The following is a 20,456-nucleotide window of genomic DNA, read 5'->3' as shown; positions in this document are numbered from 1 at the left end:
TAACCTATATATGTAGCTGTAATTGAAAATAGCAAAACATCCTAGAAAGGTTTTGGTATAACAGTTTTACACCTCTAAGAGGATGTTTGAAAAGTATCGATATAGAACTCATTATTGCTTCGATCCCCCCCTTCCCCCCAATTCATAGGGGGGTTAAAGTCTCCCTTTAAAAAGGGGGATTTAGGGGGATCTCGAAAGTCTAGGGTTTTATTTATGACTTTTTCGCGCATCCTCTAAGTAAAATATTGATATTAAGTATTATGAATGCTACAAATTAAATTACAGTATTCTAAAGTATTCTTTGTACGACTATTAATAAATATAAACAGTTGTTAAAGCTATACTCCTAAAGATATAGGTATTAATAAATAATTTTAGGTTTAATTTTATTTAAATTTAAATATATTCTTCGTGTGGATCTAGCTTACAAGCCTTAGAGGGATTGAATTAATTTTTATAAGCTTGAGAAAATTTAGTAGTATTTAATAGTATTTTTTTATATGAGATATTTAGCGATTACTAGAAAAATATTTTCAGTAAAAAACTCACAATTAGCGATAGAGATTCCACTTTTCAAGTTGTAAAGATAGCCCGTGTTCGTAATTAGAATTATTTGAGTGAATAAACTTTACTGGCTGAATGAAATAAAACCATCGCATCGCACTCAAGTGGGAGATAAAGCCGTTAACTTGAGTCAGATAATTGAACATGGATATCCAGCAATACCTGGATTTGTAGTTTCAGCAGAAATTTTGCATGAATATTTAGAACAAAAAGCTGCTTCTCAAACACTAGTTGCAGAATTAGCTGATTCTTCTTTGCATTTAGATGTTGATAATTGGCGACAACTACAGCAAGTAGCTTTACGTTTGCGCCAAGAAATTATGAGTTCGAGTTTGCCGTCGGGCTTGCAAGCACAAATTTACGAAGCGCTCCAAACATGGGAAAGTCCATCCACCGTTTTTCGTCCAAGTGTCGCACTACCAAATGCAAGCAATAATACGCAAAATATTTCTGGGCTATATGAATGCGTATTTTGCCTTCGCGATGAGAAAGAAATAACTCTGGCTTTAAAGCGGGTTTGGAGTCAATTATTTAGTGCTAGAAGTTTACTTTATTGGCAAAAAACGGGAATTGATTTACGTTCGATTAATTTAGCAGTTTTAGTGCAGCCAATTAACAATGTAATTGCAAGTGGCTCATTAGAGGTTAATCCTTCTAGATGCGAAATTCAAGCAACTTGGGGATTGGGAGTAGCAATTGACTGGGGTGAAGTTCAGCCGGATGTTTATTATGTAGAACCGAAGACTGGTAAGTTGTTAGAACAGCACTTAGGTAATAAAATTCTGGCTTATCGTTGTGAAAACACTGCGATTAATGAATCTTTGCAACAAGGACAAACATCAGTACTTACTTTAGAGAAAACAGAGAAAACTTGTTTGCAAGTAAGTCTTTTAGAAGAAGCACAACAGCAACAGTATGTATTGTCAGAGCATAATTTGCAGGAAATAAGCGAATTAGCACATCAACTTGTTTTTAAACTTGGTAAAGATTACTTAGTTAATTGGACTTTTATCCAAGAAGCAAATTCACCGAAGCTGTACCTGACAAAAGTTAGTCAACCAGTAACTAATTTATCTAATAATTTATCTAATAATTTATCCAATATTTCGCTTAAAGGAATAGGAGTAGCTACGGGGCAAGTATCAGCAAATGCCGTTGTAATTGGAAGTGAACGCATCATCGAACAACTTCCCTTTAATACTATTTTAATAGCATCTCAGATTACTCCTGATTGGTTGCCAGTGCTGCAAGAAATAAGCGGTATTGTGACAGAAAAAGGAGGTTTAACTAGCCATGCTGCAATTATCGCTAGAGAATTAGGTATTCCAGCAGTAGTCGGCATTAAGAACGTTACAAAACTAATAAAAAATGGCGATCGCCTATTTATCGACGGTGATAGTGGGGAAGTAAATCGTCTTGCTCTAAATCACGGTGAAGAGCATATTGAACAGCATATTGATAATGTAATAGTAGAAAACAAGGAAGGAAAACAAAAACAAAAACATTCCTTCTCCAAATCTTCGGTTATCGGTGTTTCCTCTCAAGGTGCAAAATCAACTCATTATACGACATGGGTTTCTTCTTTCCCTTCAATCCCCGATTTATCGACAAACTTACCCATGACTTCCACGCGATTGATGGTTAACTTAAGTCAACCCACTAGGATAGATAAAGCGCTTTCTTTACCAGTGGATGGTGTGGGATTATTACGTTCCGAACTGATGGTATTAAGCATACTTAATCGGGAAAACCCTTACACGTGGATTAGGAACGGACGACACGAACAACTGCTAGATTTATGGACAAAAACAATACTTGAATTTGTGCGTAGTTTTTCTCCAAAACCAGTTTATTATCGTTCCTTGGATTGGCGAACCCACGAACTACCAAACCTTCACCATCATGGAGTGGAAGCAGTCGAACCGGAAACAGCATTAGGCGGTCGCGGTACTTTTAGCTACACGCTTAATTCCGAAGTGTTTGATATGGAACTAACAGCACTTAAAAATGTGCAGCAAGCGGGCTATCATAATATCCGTTTAATGTTACCATTCGTTCGCACTGTAGAAGAATTTTCTTTTTGTCGCCGAAAAGTAGAGCAAGCAGGATTAACCGACATCAAAGAATTTGAACTTTGGATTATGGCAGAAGTGCCAAGCGTACTATTTTTGCTGCCAGAATATGTAAAAGCAGGAGTCCAGGGAATTTCAATTGGTACAAATGACCTAACCCAACTATTACTGGGAGTAGATAGGGATCGAGCAGTATTAGCAAAATCCTTAGACGAACGTCATCCGGTAGTAATGGGTGCTATATCCCGACTAATCGATATGGCAAAAGAAGCGGGTATTCCCTGTTCTATTTGCGGACAAGCTCCAGCACTGTATCCAGAAATCATCGAAAAACTGGTGCAATGGGGAATTACTTCGATATCTGTCGAACCAGAAGCATTGCAGCGAACTTATCAAGCAATTTACCGTGCCGAACAAGGTTTACTTTTACAAGCAGCGCGTCATCAGTTGCGGTGAACAGTCAACAGTGATGAAGTAAGTGCTAATTTGATTTATTGTATTGTTACGAGTAAAAATTGTTTTTATGTCGGCTCGTATCTAATTAGGAGCTTGTATCGACTAACAATTTACTAAACACAATTTTTCAAAATTACATTTACATATATGAAATTAGCAGCGATCGATATAGGTACCAATTCCATTCACATGATTATCGTCGAAGCTACTAGCGGGCGTAGCTTTAATATTGTTGAGCGGGAGAAGGAAATGGTAAAGCTGGGAGTGGGAGTATTTGCTTCTAACTACATTAGCGATCGCGCTTTTAAATTAGGTATAGAAACTATTAGTCGCTATGTTCAATTAGCTAATCGCCTTGGTGTAGATGAGATTATCACTGCTGCAACCAGTGCTATTCGTGAGGCACGCAACGGAGAAGATTTTTTAAACGAAGTGCTGACTCAAACTGGTATTTCTCCGAGAATTATTTCGGGAAAAGAAGAAGCGCGGTTAATTTTTCTTGCCGTTCGTAATTCAATCGCCCTCGAAGAAGACAAAGCTTTGGTTCTCGATATTGGTGGAGGTAGTACGGAAGCAGTTGTAGGCGATCGCTCTAAAATTTATGAAAGCGATAGTATGCCCCTTGGGGTTTTACGTTTGCTAGATATGTTTGAAGGTAAAGGTTCTGTCGGTGCCGAAGGGCGAGGAGTTTTAGAGGCTCACATTCGCTTCGTTGGTGAAAAAATTTTTGAAAAGATAAATAAGATTGGCTTTGAGCGAGTAATCGGCACATCAGGAACGATTCGGACTATGGGAGAAGCAGCGCATATAGCTGCTGGTGGCGAACCATTGCGATCGGTTAATTCCGAAGTAGTACAGCTAGAAGAGATTAATAAGCTTACCAAGAAACTTCTGAAAATGGATCTAAAAGAGCGTGCCGAAGTTGAGGAAGTAAGCGATAAACGCGCCGATGCAATTCATTTAGGGGGAGTGCTACTGGTGCAGCTATTGCAGATGGCAGGAGTTAAAGAAATCACTCTTTGTGATGCTTCCCTCCGAGAAGGAATGATCTTAGATTATGTAGAACGGCATCCTCAAGAGTTTACTACTTTCCCCGAACAAAAAAATTTGCGGCACCGTAAAGCAGCCCATCTTGTTTATAAATATGGATCGGATTGGCAAGAAAATCGCCATGTTGCCAATTTAGCACTACAACTATTCGATCAAACTCAAGAACTGCACGGATACGGCAATTTTGAGCGAGAAATTTTAGAATTTGCGGCTTTACTTCACGATCTCGGACAGTTTATCTCTTTTAAGCAGTATCACAAAAACTCGCGCTTTATTATTGAACAAACCGATCCTAGAGGATTTACCGATGAAGAGATGCTATTAATCGGGCATTTGGTTCGCTATCATTGCAAGGCAAAACCAACTACTAAACACAAAAAGTTTAAAAAGCTCTCCAAATGTCATCGCCGTATTATTAAACTGCTTTCGGGAATTCTCAGGATTGCGGTGGCATTAAACAAAACTAAAAATCAACGAGTCGAACAGATTTCTTGTCAGATATCCGAGGAAAAGTTAGAAATAACTGTTTCTGGTGAGGAAAATCTTGAAGTTGAAATTTGGGATGCTCGTCGCAATTGTGAAGTTCTAGCAGAAGTATTAAATTGCCAGGTTGAGATTCAGAAAAAGTTTGCTTGTTTAAGTACAGACTGAGTTCAAATTTCAAAGGTTCGTAGTAGCGCTTCAGCGCATCCGAAATCCGAAATTATTAGGCGCTAAAGCGCTACTACAAGCCTATGAGAACTAATAAAATTGATTGCTAGTTTTGTATTAGTAAATAATCAACAAAAAAGCTGATAATTGTTCATTGATAATTGACTATCTTAATATCTAAAAATAGCTGCAACTGGTTGATTAGAAGGTATCCGATCGGGTTCAACAACGTATACGCTACCACCATTAATTAATGTATGGGCTGCGGCTAAATCTAATAAATCTTCGTCGCCAGTTTCTTCTTGTTCGTGCAAAGATACTTGTTGCGAACCTTTATCGAACAAACCCCATTTATATTCGCCTTTGGCAACTAACAGCGTATCTATTTTCTGGTAATATGCTGCGGGAACGATTTCTTCAAGTTTGTTAGATGCATTGCCGGTATTATTTCCTGACAATTCGTTGTACAAATCCACAACTTTTTTGTGCGAATTATTCCAATAAGTTTCGACTATAGGTAAAGCTTGTGAATGCAATTCTTGAGGACTAAGAATTTCTGGATTACCCGTAAGAGCATCTTCCATTACATACTGATAACTACTTGCCTGTTTGTACATGGGAATTAAAAAATCTACCCCTGCTAATATTAAAGGCACCTGTTCGTCATGATGCAAAATGTTGTTTTCCAAGCCTTTTGCTAAAGCTTTGAAAAATCGCATAATATTGGTTTTTTGTTCGGCATCATCGGTACCTACACCTTGCCCGTGAAAAATCCCTGCTTGGGCATTTTGCGAACCGCTTCTTCCAGCGGTATGCATTTGTAACTGTTTTTCAGAAACATCATCATATTGCAGCGCTTCATCCAAACTTGTAGGTACATTTTCAAGAGATGTTAAATCAATTTCTTGGCAGCGATAACGAGTACCTACCAACATTCTTACTTTATTTTGACTTAAACCCAAAACGTAAAAACGTCCGTTGTTATTTAAGATTTGTAGTAAAGGTTTAACGTGGAAACGGTCTGAAACCACGACTAACTCTTCAAACTCTAAAGGTACAACATAGTAGCGGAATATATTATTAGAGATAAAAATAGCTAATCCTTGTTCTCCAATTTCTTGCCAAAAGTCTTGTCGATCGAGTTCGTTGGCTTTTTGCAGTAGTTGCGTTACTTTGGTTTCGTCTACACCCGCTTCAATTAAACGATTATGAGCTTCTTTAATTAAATTTTTGAATCTAATTGGGTTTTGCCTAACTTCAGCACCTGCTGCAACCACAGGCATATAAATAGAAATGCTATTATCTTTTGGCTGTTCTACTAAGGTTTTTATTTCCTCTCTGGAAATCAATTTCATCCAAACTTCCTCTTATCAACATGAAATAATTCAATTCAGACCGTTAATATTCAAAACAACGGCCTGAAAGATTGCTACATCAAAACAGTTGAAGCGCAACCGTTCAATATAAACCTATTTCACTGCATCAATAGTGATTTTAACTCTTCCTTGGGGAGGTAATCTTTCTACCGGAGGTGTGAAAAAAGTTTATTCATCTGAGGCTTGAGGTTTGAAAGAAGCTTTTGATGAGTTATTTGCCATACCTTTGTATCGTTGGTTAGTAAAGCTCAAAGTTATTCGTTTCATCAACCAGTGAAGTGCAGTAAGTATAACAAAACTAATACCTAAAATTACTAATGGCTGCTTGCCCAAAATTTCTTCTATACCTTGAGTAATTACAGCATCCGGTTGAGTGACAAAATCCCAACTGTTAAAACGTAAAAACCTTCCCCAGTAAACACCAACCGCAGATAAAGCGTGAGTAATCAATTCCATACCTAAAATCCACTGGCTTTTACCAATTCGGTGCAGGTAATAGCCCATATTGATTAAGGAGATAACGTAAGCTTCAAATCCAGCTAAAATCACCACCAGATAAACGGGAATTAGCACCAGGGTAATTATCCATACCGACTGGATTGTACGGATATCATCTATTAAATGAATTACATCGGTTAGCAAATAAGGTGCGTTTGGCAGAAAAGCGTAGAAAACTGCAAATCCCAACCACCAAACCCAGGAACGACTGCGTTTGTTACGACGAAACAGCCACACACTTAAAGCTAAAGGTATAAAAGCTAGAAATAGATTCCAAGTCATCCAGCGTATATTTATTTGTAAAACTTGGATAACTTTGGTCATTAGTTCAATTAGTTCTGCTTTCATTGCTATTTCCTTATAAACGGACTTATGGGTGTATAGATACAAGTAATTGGCAGTCAGTTGTAAATAAGTACCGACTACCAGTTATTAATGACAATTTTAGCTAGTTATTTTTTGATTAGCTGTGCGATCAAATTCATCTTACTTACATTGTATTCCACAAATTAATTCAATTTTTAACGCATGATTACCCGACTGCTGGGGCCTTTATTTTTGGATTTAGATGCAGATGTTTGAGTGCGACCGCTATCATTCTGACTGCTACTCGAATTTGTAACGTTTGAATTAGTTCCAAAAGAATTACCACCACTGAATTCTATGTTAGTTACAGTGCTAGGACTAGATATGCTTAAACCTGGATTAGTAAAAAGTTTGTTTATAGCAGGGGGAATGGAGTTGTCAGATGGGGTAGGGGAAGATGGGGTAGAGGGGGTAGAGGGGGTAGAGGGGGTAGAAGGGGAAGAAGTTATAGGAGAACTTGAAGGATCAAGATTTGTAGAAGGAATTGATGGAGGAGTGCTGCCACCTGTTGTTGGAGGGGGAGTGCTGCCACCTGTTGTTGGAGGGGGAGTGCTGCCACCTGTTGTTGGGGGAGTGCTGCCACCTGTTGATAGAGGAGTGCTGCCACCTGTGGTTGGGGGAGTTGTGCCACCTGTTGGAGGAGTTGTACCACCTGTTGGAGGAGTTGTACCACCTGTTGGGGGAGTTGTACCACCTGTTGGAGGAGTGCTGCCACCTGTTGGGGGAGTTGTAGTTGTTGGGGGAGTTGTAGTTGTTGGAGTCAGGATTTCTGTACCTTCGGGTACGTTGATATATAGCTTTGTTAAAGGAGAGTTGTCTTTGAGTTTGAAGGATTTGACTGTTGGAGAACCCGGTATGTCAGATTTGAAATCAAATACTGTCGGACTATCCCCACCATTGCGATCGCTATATCGCGGTCCGACTCCGGTAACATTAAAAGTACCTTTATATTTGATTCCTGTCTTAGGGTCGGTGACAATGCCAGTATAAGAAGATTTTTTGACTCCAAATTCATCTTTAACTACCCCTTTAATTACGGTTCCTTCCATGTCAGGTCTACCGTCATACCTGAAGGTTGCCATTTCACCCTCTGAGAGTGCTGGAGAAGTTATAACCGCGTCGAAGGAAGCAACAGGAATACCCAAAAAATCAACGTAGGATTTTAGAGTGCCATCTTTAGTGACGTTTACTACGTGTGATGACTTATAAACTTCCACCCAATTAGGATTTTTTTCAGTTCCGATGTTACGAGAATAAACACCATTAGAATCAGTATCTACACGGGTAGGGTTCTTTGGGTCGCCAAAATTGGGATTAAATTTTGGAAGTTCAAGAGTACCAGATATTGTACCAGTGCTTTGAATTGTGAGTGGCGAAGTGGTAGTTTGCTGAGCAAAAGCGCTTGATGTAGTTAAACCAATAATGGTTGCTACTAAACCGCTGCCAAGAATGGCTGTAAAAGCTGATTTACGGTAATTTTGTTGCTGCATTTTAAAATTGTTTTTTTATTCTGACTAAACTCTGACTCAATATTCAGACTTTTAACGCTGTTAGTTAACACGTTATCTGAAAATAGCAGGTAAAAATAGTTGCACGTAAATACAACTAACGCTATTGATTACATTTACACTAACAGCAAATTAAAACCGGAACGTGGCTCTTAACGTTCCTACTATCAAAGGGTTGTTACTCTGATTGTGATCGGGGTTAAAGACAACGAAAAAGCCCGGAGTTATATCAAGATTTTGGTTTAATTTAGCGCGATAAAACATTTCCACGTGCAAAGATGTAGCATCGCGTCCCCCTGGGGTTCCGTTATCGGAAAAGTTAGGAAAATTGAATCCATCGGGTAAACTACTTGATGTAATTTTTGGTGGCTGTCCAACAACAATTCCTCCTAAATTACCGCGTCTCCCTAAGTTGGGAAAAGCCGCGAATACTGCCCAATTATTGGTTGTGACGCTACCTTGAATATCTTCTGGGTTAGAGAAAGTCCAGCCTCCCCAACCCCCTATTTGCAAATTGGGATTAATACGGTAAGCCACAGTAGCACCAACGGCTTGAGTATCAAAACCTGTATTCGGTGCGAAAGGAGAAGTTAACTGAGCATCACCAACACCAGTTGCTAACAAACTATCGGGAGAGCGGGAATAAAGATAATGCAAGCCAACATCAATATCGTCAGCAGGCGTTACCGTCAACTGAGCGCCAAGGGTATTTCTACCACCGAAAAGTCCACCAACGTTTTTATCTGCTGCAAAACTGGGAAATTGAGCGCTATAAACTCCTTGTAAACTCATACGGTTATTAATTTGCCAATCAAAACCGACACCACCAGTACCGCTACCAACTCCTAAAATTGGGTTGCGTTGAGCAAAGGCAGAAATTGCCCCTTCTCCAGAACCTTCTAAAGGATTGATTCCGCGAAATGTAGAACTAGGATTGACACCCGCAGCACCAACTACAACTCCGAAGTTATTGGAGACGGGGAAACGATAAGACAAATCGTTGATAAATAAATCGTTGTCTGTATCCGACTCAAAACTCAAACGCCCCATATTAGTAAACAAAGACGATGCAGAAGAACCCAAATTTCCTGCATACAAACCAGTTAACAGTAAATCTCTTCCCGTAAACGAAGTCGCTAACGTAATCTGCATACTGTTAGTCAAAGTCAGATTAGTTTCTGCTGTACGCTCTGCTACTCCATCTCTAGGAAATAAATCTACTTCGTTTGTGTTAGTTCCTTGCAAACTAGTGGTAGCTTGTCCAAAAAACCGAGTCGTGGGGGAAAATCGATTTGCTTGTAATTCGTTAGTTCTTTCTTCTAAAGAAATAATTCGTTCTTGCAACTGGTTCAATTCCGATCGAAACTCGTTTTGCAAGCGTTGCAAAATAATTAAATCTTGTTCATCAACAATACTTGCTCCCTTTCTAGCAATTAATTCGTTAATTTTTTGCAAACAAGCATCTATTCCAGTCGCAAATTGATAACGATTGATAACCTTATTACCTCGAAAAGTACCGTCAGAATATCCGAGAGCGCAATTATGACGATTTGCTAGAGACTGTAAAGCGTCAAAAGCCCAATCTGTTGAACTTACATCATCAAGTTCAGATAACGATGTGACTTCTGACATCGGATTTTCTGATTCTAAAGATTTATTTCTGGCAATAGGTTGATGTGATTCATTACTATCTGTATCGAACCTTTGCTCTAAATGTTGAGTAAATTTTGGGATATCTTCTGGTTTATCTAATTTATTAAGAAGCAAAATGCGAACGTTACTGCCAGATGCTTCTAAATTAGATTTTTGTAGAGGTATAGGTTCCGATTTAACTTCTGCTGATTCTGAAGCAAAAGTTTTTTTAGAAAGTTGTTTTTCTTCGGCTTCCTGAGTTAAAGAAAAAGAATCTTTAAACTGAATCTTACTTCTACTTTTTTTAAGTATATTTTGTTGCTTTATCTTTTTCTCGTCTGGTGTAATTACAGTTGGAGACAATTGTAAAACATTTGCAGATTCACGCTCTTGTGATGAATTGCCAGACATTTGAGACTGCTTGCCTTCATCGCAATTACTATAGTTACATTGTTCTTGGCTTGCTAAAGTGCGATTAGCGAAGCTAGATGCCTTCGGCATATCGCGATCGACAAACTCAGGTGAAGCGATCTCAGCCGATGGAGCGACTTCTGTTTCCCGATCCTGCCTTAATTGTTGCTGTGTATTTTCTAAGGGTTCTGGCAGTACTTCCGGCAACTCAGGTACATTAGTTTGTCCTGTTGTTAACACGCTCGCCACCAGCAGACTGATATCACGCATTGTATCTCGCTTTACTAACTCCAATATTTCCTTTCACAGAAACAATAGGTTAGCTTCAGGAATATTTATTAATAAAAGGTTATAAAAAAGACAATATTGAGTGAATATACTGAAGGGATTAGGAAGCAGGGAGGAGTTAAGAGTTAGGAGTTATAGGATTTTGGATTTTAGATTTTAACAACGGATGCGTGTCTTTTAGATTTTGGATTAAAAATTTCCTCATCTCCCCATCCCCAATTCCCAATCCCTAATCCCTAATCCCCAATCCCCAATCCTTACTCTACGGTTTGAGTACAATACTGATTGAGTTCGTTTGCTAAAGTATCAGATTTTTTCGCAGCATCTGATACTTGCTTGAGAGATGTTTCAATATCTTTTTTAGCTTTTCGGACTTGCTCTCTACCAGCTGAGGAGACTTCGGCAGTTTTGGATGAACCGAGGGCTTTGGCTGCGGAGTCTATATTTTTGCTGAAAGTTTGAAAATGTTTGGCATATTGATTTTTGAAGTCTTCGAGTTTTGGATCTTTGAAGTTTTGTCTTTCTATCTTTTTGTTGACATCTTCCAAATCCTTGGCTAACCCCAAACTTAATGTGACTTGCGAGCCTTTATTTTTTTCGATTAGAGAAGTTCCTTCGTTAACAATTTTAATAAGTCGCTGACACTGAGCTTGCTTGGTTTCATTACAGCCTGTGATTAGCAAAGCCATGCTTAGGTTTAGAGAAGCAATTACTTTATATTTATGACAATTAAACATTAATAGTCTACTTATAGCAGTACCGAAATCATAGTATCCGATGATTCCGCAATTTTGCTAACTGTTCCGGTAATTCGCTATTTCAATCAAATTTATATCTAAGTCGCGTATATATATAGATTCGATTGCTCCGGTGGCTCCCGTTCTGATTACCGGGCCTGCTATGATATCCACACTACAGGAAATGATATGTTTTTTGATTTGGGAAAGTGGTTTATTGGTAATAAAACAAATATCTGCCGAACCTGGTGTCTTTTCCTGCTTGGTGCAAATTAATTTTTTGTTGTCCAAATTGCAATGCTTTACGGTTATCAGCGAAGGTAATTATTTGCATACCCAGAACTTGACTGTAAAAATTGCAGGTAGCTTCAATATTGCGAACGGTTAAAACTAAGTGGTCAATTCTATTTATTTGCTCCATGCTGACTTCATAGAAAAGTTTAATTTAACAATTACAAAGCTTAAATTATAGATAGAGAATTATAGATAGAGAATTTTTAATAACAACTATATTAATAGGGGCATCTCATATGATGCCTCTATTCCTCTATTAACTAAAATTACCGGAATTAAAAGTTAAATATTCAATTATTTATGGCTCTTCAGTACCTAGTATGCCAAATTATTAATTAAAAACTAAAATATTGTTTTTTACATGGGTTTAAAGCTCAAAACTGTAAAATAGCTAAAAATGTTAGTTAAAAAACCTAAATCTATTACGTGGTAATCTTTCCAGCTTTTATACGAATGTTTTTAGCATAGTAAGTACTGAAGAGCCTTATTTATATTGATGAAGCTGCTCTACAATATAATCTTCAAGTTCTCGTTTCTCTCTACTGCTAGCATTCCGCTGATAGGTTCTTTTTGTTTCTTGAACAAATTTACGTTTAGCACTCTGAGAAGCACCAGCTTTCATTCCCGATTTTTGCATTTCTTTTTGCAATTCGTCCCAAGTTTTCTCTGCCATTGCTTCCCCTACTTGCACTAATGTTTGTGGTAGCAATCGCTGTGCTTCTTTACGAAAATCTTCGTCCGTATCAAGAGAGGCAAAATCAACAGTTTTAAAATCAACTTCAATCTCGTCAAATTTATTCATCCAATATTTCTCCGATTGTATTTCCCAACTCTTGTTTCTACGGCTTGTTAAAGGTTATCACCAACCTACTGGTAAACCCAAATTTTCTAAGGTTTCATTATCTTTTAACAATGACTCGATGTCGCTATCTACGTGTATGCGACCTCCTGAAAGTACCAAAGCGCGTTCGGTAACTTTACTTAACCAATTTAGATCGTGAGAAGCAACTAATATTACTTTAACTGGTAAATTTAACAATACTTGGGCTAAATTGCGTCGCCATGAGGGATCGAGTCCATTTGTTGGCTCATCCAAAATCAATATATCAGGGTTTAAAGCTAAAATCGCGGCTATTGCTGCAAGTCTTCTTTGTCCACCAGAAAGTTCGTGTGCGGAACGTTTGGCATAAGCTTCTAAGCCAAAGTCCATTAATAATTGTCTCGCTATATCTTTTGCTTCTGCTGCTGGGACACCGTAGTTAAGAGGACCAAAAGTCACATCTTCTAAGATTGTGGGCATAAATAATTGGTCGTTAGCATCTTGAAAAGCAAATCCAATATAACGCCGCACTTCTGATAATGTTTTTGGTTCTAATGGAATATCGTTAATGATAATTTTGCCTTTTGATGGTTGTTTTAAACCAATTAAATTTTCTAATAAAGTGCTTTTACCCGAACCAGTTGGTCCCATTAAAGCAACTCTTTCTCCGGCATTTAATGTAAAAGAAATATCGTGTAATACTGGCTGTTGATTAGAATAAGAATAAGCAATATTTTGAACTTCAACAGTTATTTTTTGCATTGTTAATTTTTAGCTTTTATCTTTTTTAATATTGAAAGACGTTGCATTGTGTACGCCGTCTCGGTCAAATCAATTTATTTTTAATAGGAATTACGCAGCAATAACGGAAAATATAGTGTTCCAGACATTTAAGATCCCCCCAACCCCCCTTAGTAAGGGGGGCTTTGCGTAAGTGCTACTTAAGTCAAAGCCGACTATTTGAAGGGTAGTAGGTAAGAAGCTATAGTCAAACTGCCAGCTAAGATACCCATTGCGAGCAAACCAAAGCGCTCTTTAATTCTCAGCGTCGAATCAATTGGTAACATTCCGTTGTAACCGCGAGCTATCATTGCAGCGTAAACTCGCTCGGCTCTGTCAAGACTGCGGAGATATAAAGCCCCAATCATAGAAGCATTAGCGTAACGAACCCATCCTGTTGCACCGTTCAAACCGCGAAGTTTTGCACTACGCTGCATTTGAGTTACCTCTCCGAGCAAAATTTCTAAGTATTGTCCGGCTAATAGTAATGTTTCTTTAAAAGCCTTCGGAAGAGGTAAACCTTTGAGAGCAATACCAAAACTATGAGGTGGCAAAGTCAACAAAAAGCTATTCATAGTTAGCAAACATATTAGAGAACGAACTAACAAAAAACTAGCTCGTTCCCAACCTAATGGTAAGGCTATAAATGATAAAAATATCAGTTCCAAACCTAATAAACCTGTGAGTTTGCGAACTGGTACGCGCATTGAAACAGCCCAACAAACAGCTATTATTCCATAGGCACCCAGCCAATACCAAGCATTCAATTTCAGAAAAGCTGCCCCAATCACAATTATTAAAGACAGCTGCAATCGTAAAGTTAGAGAAAGTTTATGCATTTTTTGGTTTAACTACTTGTGCTATTCCCCATGCAACGCCGAAGCAAGCTATGCTGCCAATAATCCCAGCGATGCTTGTACCTATACCCTCGGAATTATTAAATGTATAGTCTGCGAAAGGTGTTGGTACCGAAATTCTTACTTGTTCCGCTAAGTCAATAAAGCCACTGTCTTCTGCAACTTTTTCCAAACCATCAGGCCAAGCCGAAGCAAATAAAGATAGCAATCCAGCAATCAGAAAAATGCTCACCACCGGAACAACCCAGCTGCGAATCTGATCTTCATCATTCCCCGGTAACAGATCCGGTCTTGCTTTTACCAAATAAGCCAGCACTCCCCCGGTAATTAAACCTTCACCTATACCAATTAAAATATGTACTCCCGCCATCGCTGGTAAAACTACCCCAAAATTTGCAGTACCCGAAATTGCTAACTCTATGGCAGCAAAAATCGCGGCGATCGGTACACTTACAGCCGCTGCAATCCCAGCAGCTAAATGTAAACGGCTTTTTGAACCTCCGAACAGTCGATGCAAAGTTTGGGTTAAAAGCCAACCTACCCAAACTCCAACGAATCCTATGTTAAAAATATTTGCACCCAAGGCTGTAATCCCACCGTCAGCAAACAGCACTGCCTGAATAATTAATACAATTGCACTACATAAGGCACCTGCCCAAGGACTACCTAACACTATTGCCGCTAAAGTTCCTCCCAATAAGTGACCGCTAGTTCCCCCGGCTACAGGAAAATTAATCATTTGTGCGGCAAAAATAAAAGCGGTAGTTAAACCTAGAACTGGAGCGCGACGTACTCCAAAGGCATCTTTTGAACGAACTAAAGCTACACCCAGCCCAGCCACACTCGCTATGGTAGTAGCCGCAGCTACAGGTACGGAAACAAACCCATCAGGAATATGCATAGTGAAAAGAACTATTACTTAGTACTAGAAAATACGCAAATTAAATACGCAGAATATTAATATAAAACAGAATTTTCACCTTTAATACAATCCCCTGCGGGGGCATTTTACTTAGTTATTACGTATGTTTTTATATCAATTTAATATCTGAAAATATACTTTTTTTGCAAATTGTAAATGAATTTTATTTTGCTAACAACTGCTGTCGGTAATTACTTTTTTGTTTGAAAATAAATTCTCCGAAGAGTTACAAAGAGTAAAGCCAATGAAGTAGGGTACAAATTTAGTTAGTAAATACGTAAGAACGTATCCGATGCGAATACAAGTAATTTATGATAATTTATTTGATTTTTGACTTTTCCTGAGACTGTTTAGATATAGATAAAACTAAACTTATGTCTTCTATATATTTTTATTTATTTAGTTGCAAAAATCAAAAAATTGTTGATAAGAAATACACGTGACTAAGAAGTTTATAAGTAAAAAATAATGGCTATTCAGTACTTACTATGCTAAAAACACTCGCAGAAACATTGGAAGTGTTGCCATGTAATAAATTTAGATTTTTTAACTAACATTTTTAGCTTTTTTACAGTTTTGAGCTTTAAACCCAGTCTAAAAAAGAATATTTTAGTTTTTAAGTAATAATTTGGCATACTAGGTACTGAAGAACCAAAATAATTAATAAACGCATTTCTAACTCCAGAATAAGAATTAAGAAACCAGACTTTTAGGCACCTCAAATTCTTACAGCCCCAGACTTATCCAATAACGAAACTATTATTCCAAAGATATTTACAAGTAATTGACAATAGATCCTAATTATTCTATACTCATTTTCGGACAATACTTGAAAAGACTTATCAATTAAAGAGCTTTAGTAATAGCAATACCATGTCCGATCGCTTTGTTTTCAACAAAGATAAAATTTGGAGTCGTCGTCAACTTCTGAAGCTGGGATTGATAGGGGCTGGTGCATCGAGTGCAGGATTACTTTGGCTTTCACTTAATCAAAGAAGCAAATCGCAAATATTAATCCCGCCAATAGATTCCGATATACCTCCGGAGGAAAACAAACCGATGAAGGCATTGAGGAATTTTGACTATGGCACAATTAAGCAAGAAAACGGACGTAAAATTCGAGAATTCCGCATAACTGCTAAAAATGAGACAATAAACTTAAATAGCGCCGTTTCTTTCAACGTCTGGACTTATAACGGACAAGTACCCGGTCCAACACTTCGAGCTAAAGTCGGCGATCGCGTTCGGATTATCTTCCTCAATAGAGGGGGACATTCGCATTCAATGCATTTTCACGGCACCCATCCGGCTGCATCAGATGGAGTTCGCCCAGTCACAAATGGCAAGGAGACGATTTACGAATTTGACGCAGAACCTTATGGAGTTCATCTTTACCACTGTCATATAGAACCAGTTACCCGTCATATTGCTAAAGGATTGTACGGGATGTTTATTGTAGATCCACCATCACCTCGTCCTCCAGCAGATGAAATGGTGTTGATTATGGCTGGATATGACACTAATGGCGACCATAAGAACGAATTTTATGCTTTTAACGGCATACCTGAATATTATTTAGACCATCCGATCAGAATCTATCAAAATCAGTTGGTGCGTTTGTACGTACTAAATATGATTGAGTTTGATGAAGCAGCAACATTTCACATCCATGCCAACTTCTTTAAGGTTTATCCTACGGGAATGACTTTACAACCCAGTTATGAAAGCGACGTAATTACTATGGGGACTGCGGAACGGCATATCTTGGAATTTTCATATAAATATCCCGGTAAATATATGTTCCATCCCCATCAAGACATAACAGCAGAACATGGCTGCATGGGCAACTTTGAAGTGATCGAAACAAGCAAAACTTGATTGAAAAAATATGATTCTTTATCAACTTTTTCAATAAAATATCTTAAATAATTGATAAATGGTTGCATTAGATGCATAATACCCAAAGTTAAAAAACGACACTGTGTCAAACAAGTGCAATTAACATCCGGTAAAAATACTTGACCGATCAACTTTGAAACACTTTTAGGAACAAGAAAATGAAACCATTTCGCTATATATGTTTGGCTGCTGCGGCTTTTGCAGTAGTTACTTTAAGTTCTTGCATCGGCGATAATACTCCAACAGCAGAAAATGTACCTACAACTGCTCCAGTGGCTCAAACCCAATCTACTGAGGGTGGCGAAGCAAAAGATGTGGGATATATGACCAAAATGGCTTTAATGAAAGGACATCTGATGGTTGCTAAAGAATTGCTGGACAAAAACGAACCGAAACAAGCTGAACCACATATCGGACATCCAGTAGAAGAAATCTACTCTGATGTTGAAAGTCAACTAAAAGAAAAGAATGTTAAAGAATTTAAAAGCACTTTAGACAATTTGCACGATTTAGTTAAAGCCAAGCCTAAAGATGCCAAAGTCGCAACTAGCTTTACATCATCAATGGAAGCGGTGGATGGAGCCATTGCAGCTATACCAGAAGAACAACGCAACAAACCCGAATTTGTGCTGGCTGTAATTAATCGCGTATTAGATACAGCTTCATCTGAATACGAAGCGGCGATCGCCAATGGTAAAATTGTCGAAGATATTGAATATCAAGATTCTCGTGGCTTTGTGCTTTACGCTCAAGATTTGTACAAAGGAATTTCGAGTCAAATGCAGACAGCGTATCCAGAAGCAGACAAAGCGATTACAAGCAGTATGAGCGAACTAACAAAAGCTTGGCCGAGCGTGATTCCTCCGTCAGCACCTGCGAAAACACCAAAAGAAGTAACCACATTGGTAAATACCATTGAGGAAAATGCTCAAAAAGTCATAAAAACTTAAAGTGCTATTACACAAAGGGAATAGTTGAAACCGATCAATTTGAGCAAGTACAAAGTTGAGAAGAGTTTAAAATCAGTTAGAGTTGAGTAAAAGTTAGGAATAGAAACAGAACTCTTTTGAGGAGAAAAAAAGAAGTTATAAATCATACTTTTAACTTCCAAAGTTTCACTGCTTTTCTCCTAACTATTAACTCAATAAATCGCTGCTAACAAAACTTTTCGCGAATTATAGTCTGATGCAAGAACTCGACAACAAAAAAACAATTGACCTGTTAAATGCCATCATGGAATTTGAACTAGCAGGAGTAGTGCGCTACACGCATTATTCCTTGATGGTAACGGGGCCATATCGCATTCCCATTGTGGATTTTTTCAAAGCACAAGCCAGCGAATCATTACTTCATGCTCAACAAGTAGGAGAAATTCTCACAGGAATTGATGGTGGACATCCTAGCCTAAAAATTGCCCCAATGGAAGAAACCTACAAGCACAAAGTTAAAGATATCTTAGAAGAAAGCTTGTCACACGAACAAAAGGCTTTGGATCTGTATAAAAAGTTTTTACATACAGTTGAAGATGCCAGCATTTATTTAGAAGAATTCGCTCGTAATATGATTGGACAAGAAGAGATGCACAATCTTGAATTGAAAAAAATGTTACGCGATTTTAGCTAATTAAACAAGGTGGGCAATTGTTTATTATTTTGCCCACTTTTTTTGAGATGGGGATTGGGGATTGGGGATTGGGAGAGGGGGTAGATATTTTTTTAATTAACTTCTAACAACTAACAACTAACAACTAACAACTAACAACTAACAACTAACCGCAAATGGACTTTAGTGCAGCGCTACCTACCTTTTTAGTAACTCTCCGAGAGGGAGTTGAAGCGGCTCTCGTCGTTGGAATAGTATTGGCAATGCTTGGGAAAGCTAAACAATCCCGACTTAATCCTTGGGTATATGCAGGGGTAGGCGTTGGGATTATTATAAGTGGGCTGATCGGAATATTATTCGCTTCGATAATTCAAGCAGCAGGGGTAATTAATCCTGAATACGCTCCTATAGTTAAACCTTTGATGGAAGCAGTATTCAGCGTTATTGCGATCGCAATGCTTAGCTGGATGCTTTTGTGGATGACAAAGCAAGCGAAATTTATGAAAGCTGAAGTTGAGGGAGCCGTGCAGGAAGCTTTGAAAGCAGATTCTAAAGCCGGTTGGGGGGTTTTTACTTTAGTTTTAATCGCTGTTGTGCGCGAGGGTTTTGAAACTGTTTTATTTCTTGCTTCTAATTTTCAAGAAGGTTTAGTTCCTACAGTTGGAGCAATTTTAGGTATCACAACTGCAACGTTAATTGGTGCGCTGATATTTCAATGGGGAGTAAAAATAAATATCCGCCAGTTTTTCCAGGTAATGGGTATTTTCTTAGTTTTAATTGTTGCGGGATTAGTAGTTGGGGGGCTACGCAAATTTGACCAAGCTTTTACTGCTTTAGCCCTTATAGATAGTAGCTGGGAAAATATTTGTTTTTACAATCAAAGTTTTAGGGAAATTCATTCTTGTATATTAGGCCCAATGATGTGGAATGCATCAAATATATTGCCAGATAAAAAGTTTCCAGGAGTAATTCTCAAAGTACTATTTGGCTATAGAGAACATTTGTATTTAGTTCAAGCAATTGCATACGTATCGTTTTTATTATCTGTGGGAGGTTTGTATTTGCGTAGTATTTTAGGTACTTTACCCACAAATAAAAAGAATATTCCAGCCGGTTAACACTGTTGCCAATTTCCTGTTGCCTATTCCATTCCTGAAAATATTCAATTAGCACAAAAACTACGATTAAGCAATAATTAATAATTACAAAACTTTTTCTTAAACTTTTCCTCAGAGAATTTTAGGAAATTTATATACGGCTTAATTCGCAATAATTTGACTTTTTTTGCATTTTGAAACCAGTATACTTATAAAAAGTAACAAAGAAGTTGGCGACTTCGTTCAGTTCAAAAGACGGCGTTCCCTATTAATCTCATTACTTATTTCACAGATATTGTTGGCTGTCGCAATATCAGCGATCGGCAAGCTATATTTCTATATTCCTATATAGCTTTATAACTTTATTAATGCTATGTGCAAATAGTATTACTATTTATGCTGGCAATCATTACAAAACAACCGCAACCAAAAAGCAGGCATTCCTAACTCTAAGATCCCCCCAACCCCTGCTTTTTAAGGGGGCTTTGCGTAAGACCTATCCATAACTCATAACTCATAACTCATAACTCCCATTCTCCTAATTCCCTATCTTCAAATTATGTTCCTTTGCATTAG

General features: G+C 38.0%; 16 protein-coding genes. 6 read left to right on the top strand and 10 right to left on the bottom strand.

All coding sequences use genetic code 11. The features are described from left to right. Positions 1–617: 617 nt before the first annotated feature. Positions 618–3,092, top strand: coding sequence for a putative PEP-binding protein (locus ACM03V_RS00280; protein ID WP_414618747.1), 2,475 nt, complete (start codon positions 618–620; stop codon positions 3,090–3,092). 147 nt (positions 3,093–3,239) lie between these two features. Further along, complete coding sequence (locus ACM03V_RS00275) at positions 3,240–4,793, top strand: Ppx/GppA phosphatase family protein (protein ID WP_414618746.1); 1,554 nt, start codon at positions 3,240–3,242, stop codon at positions 4,791–4,793. A gap of 170 nt (positions 4,794–4,963) precedes the next feature. Here ACM03V_RS00275 and ACM03V_RS00270 read toward each other — a convergent pair whose 3' ends face one another. The 10 genes from ACM03V_RS00270 to ACM03V_RS00225 all read right to left on the bottom strand — a co-directional run bounded on the left by ACM03V_RS00270 (position 4,964) and on the right by ACM03V_RS00225 (position 15,261). After that, the gene (locus ACM03V_RS00270; RefSeq protein WP_414618745.1) at positions 4,964–6,148 is read right to left on the bottom strand and encodes a hypothetical protein; all 1,185 of its coding nucleotides are present in this window, start codon (positions 6,146–6,148) and stop codon (positions 4,964–4,966) included. Positions 6,149–6,337: 189 nt separating this feature from the next. Then, positions 6,338–7,015, bottom strand: a complete 678-nt coding sequence (locus tag ACM03V_RS00265; RefSeq protein ID WP_414618744.1) for a DUF1361 domain-containing protein — start codon at positions 7,013–7,015, stop codon at positions 6,338–6,340. A 173-nt stretch (positions 7,016–7,188) separates the two neighbouring features. After that, positions 7,189–8,523, bottom strand: a complete 1,335-nt coding sequence (locus ACM03V_RS00260; protein WP_414618743.1) for a hypothetical protein — start codon at positions 8,521–8,523, stop codon at positions 7,189–7,191. A gap of 150 nt (positions 8,524–8,673) precedes the next feature. After that, on the bottom strand, positions 8,674–10,854 hold the full coding sequence (locus ACM03V_RS00255; RefSeq protein WP_414618742.1) for an iron uptake porin: 2,181 nt from the start codon (positions 10,852–10,854) through the stop codon (positions 8,674–8,676). 275 nt (positions 10,855–11,129) lie between these two features. Then, entirely contained in the window at positions 11,130–11,561 is a 432-nt protein-coding gene (locus ACM03V_RS00250) for a hypothetical protein (RefSeq protein WP_414618741.1), read from the bottom strand. A gap of 262 nt (positions 11,562–11,823) precedes the next feature. Further along, positions 11,824–12,030 (bottom strand): VOC family protein, encoded by a 207-nt coding sequence (locus ACM03V_RS00245; protein WP_414618740.1) that lies wholly within the window; start codon positions 12,028–12,030, stop codon positions 11,824–11,826. A 357-nt stretch (positions 12,031–12,387) separates the two neighbouring features. Further along, on the bottom strand, positions 12,388–12,705 hold the full coding sequence (locus ACM03V_RS00240) for a hypothetical protein (RefSeq protein WP_414618739.1): 318 nt from the start codon (positions 12,703–12,705) through the stop codon (positions 12,388–12,390). A 57-nt stretch (positions 12,706–12,762) separates the two neighbouring features. Then, positions 12,763–13,485, bottom strand: coding sequence for an energy-coupling factor ABC transporter ATP-binding protein (locus ACM03V_RS00235; protein ID WP_414618738.1), 723 nt, complete (start codon positions 13,483–13,485; stop codon positions 12,763–12,765). Positions 13,486–13,679: 194 nt separating this feature from the next. Continuing rightward, entirely contained in the window at positions 13,680–14,342 is a 663-nt protein-coding gene (locus ACM03V_RS00230) for an energy-coupling factor transporter transmembrane component T family protein (RefSeq protein WP_414618737.1), read from the bottom strand. Continuing rightward, positions 14,335–15,261 carry an energy-coupling factor ABC transporter permease gene (locus tag ACM03V_RS00225; RefSeq protein WP_414618736.1) on the bottom strand — a complete coding sequence of 309 codons (927 nt, stop codon included), beginning with the start codon at positions 15,259–15,261 and terminating at the stop codon, positions 14,335–14,337. Before ACM03V_RS00225 ends, ACM03V_RS00230 begins: the two co-directional genes overlap by 8 nt. A gap of 894 nt (positions 15,262–16,155) precedes the next feature. On the opposite strand from ACM03V_RS00225, the gene ACM03V_RS00220 reads away from it, so the two are divergent. The 4 genes from ACM03V_RS00220 to ACM03V_RS00205 all read left to right on the top strand — a co-directional run bounded on the left by ACM03V_RS00220 (position 16,156) and on the right by ACM03V_RS00205 (position 19,901). Continuing rightward, positions 16,156–17,160, top strand: coding sequence for a multicopper oxidase domain-containing protein (locus ACM03V_RS00220; protein ID WP_414618735.1), 1,005 nt, complete (start codon positions 16,156–16,158; stop codon positions 17,158–17,160). 179 nt (positions 17,161–17,339) lie between these two features. Next, positions 17,340–18,131, top strand: coding sequence for a hypothetical protein (locus ACM03V_RS00215; RefSeq protein WP_414618734.1), 792 nt, complete (start codon positions 17,340–17,342; stop codon positions 18,129–18,131). 235 nt (positions 18,132–18,366) lie between these two features. Next, positions 18,367–18,804, top strand: a complete 438-nt coding sequence (locus ACM03V_RS00210) for a ferritin-like domain-containing protein (RefSeq protein WP_414618733.1) — start codon at positions 18,367–18,369, stop codon at positions 18,802–18,804. A gap of 155 nt (positions 18,805–18,959) precedes the next feature. Next, entirely contained in the window at positions 18,960–19,901 is a 942-nt protein-coding gene (locus tag ACM03V_RS00205; protein WP_414618732.1) for an FTR1 family iron permease, read from the top strand. Positions 19,902–20,456 lie beyond the last annotated feature (555 nt).

The sequence above is a fragment of the Calothrix sp. CCY 0018 genome (genome assembly GCF_963920925.1).
Taxonomy (GTDB): Bacteria; Cyanobacteriota; Cyanobacteriia; order Cyanobacteriales; family Nostocaceae; genus Rivularia.
Note: the sequence above shows the minus strand (reverse complement) of the source record. Positions and strands in the feature narration are given on the sequence as shown.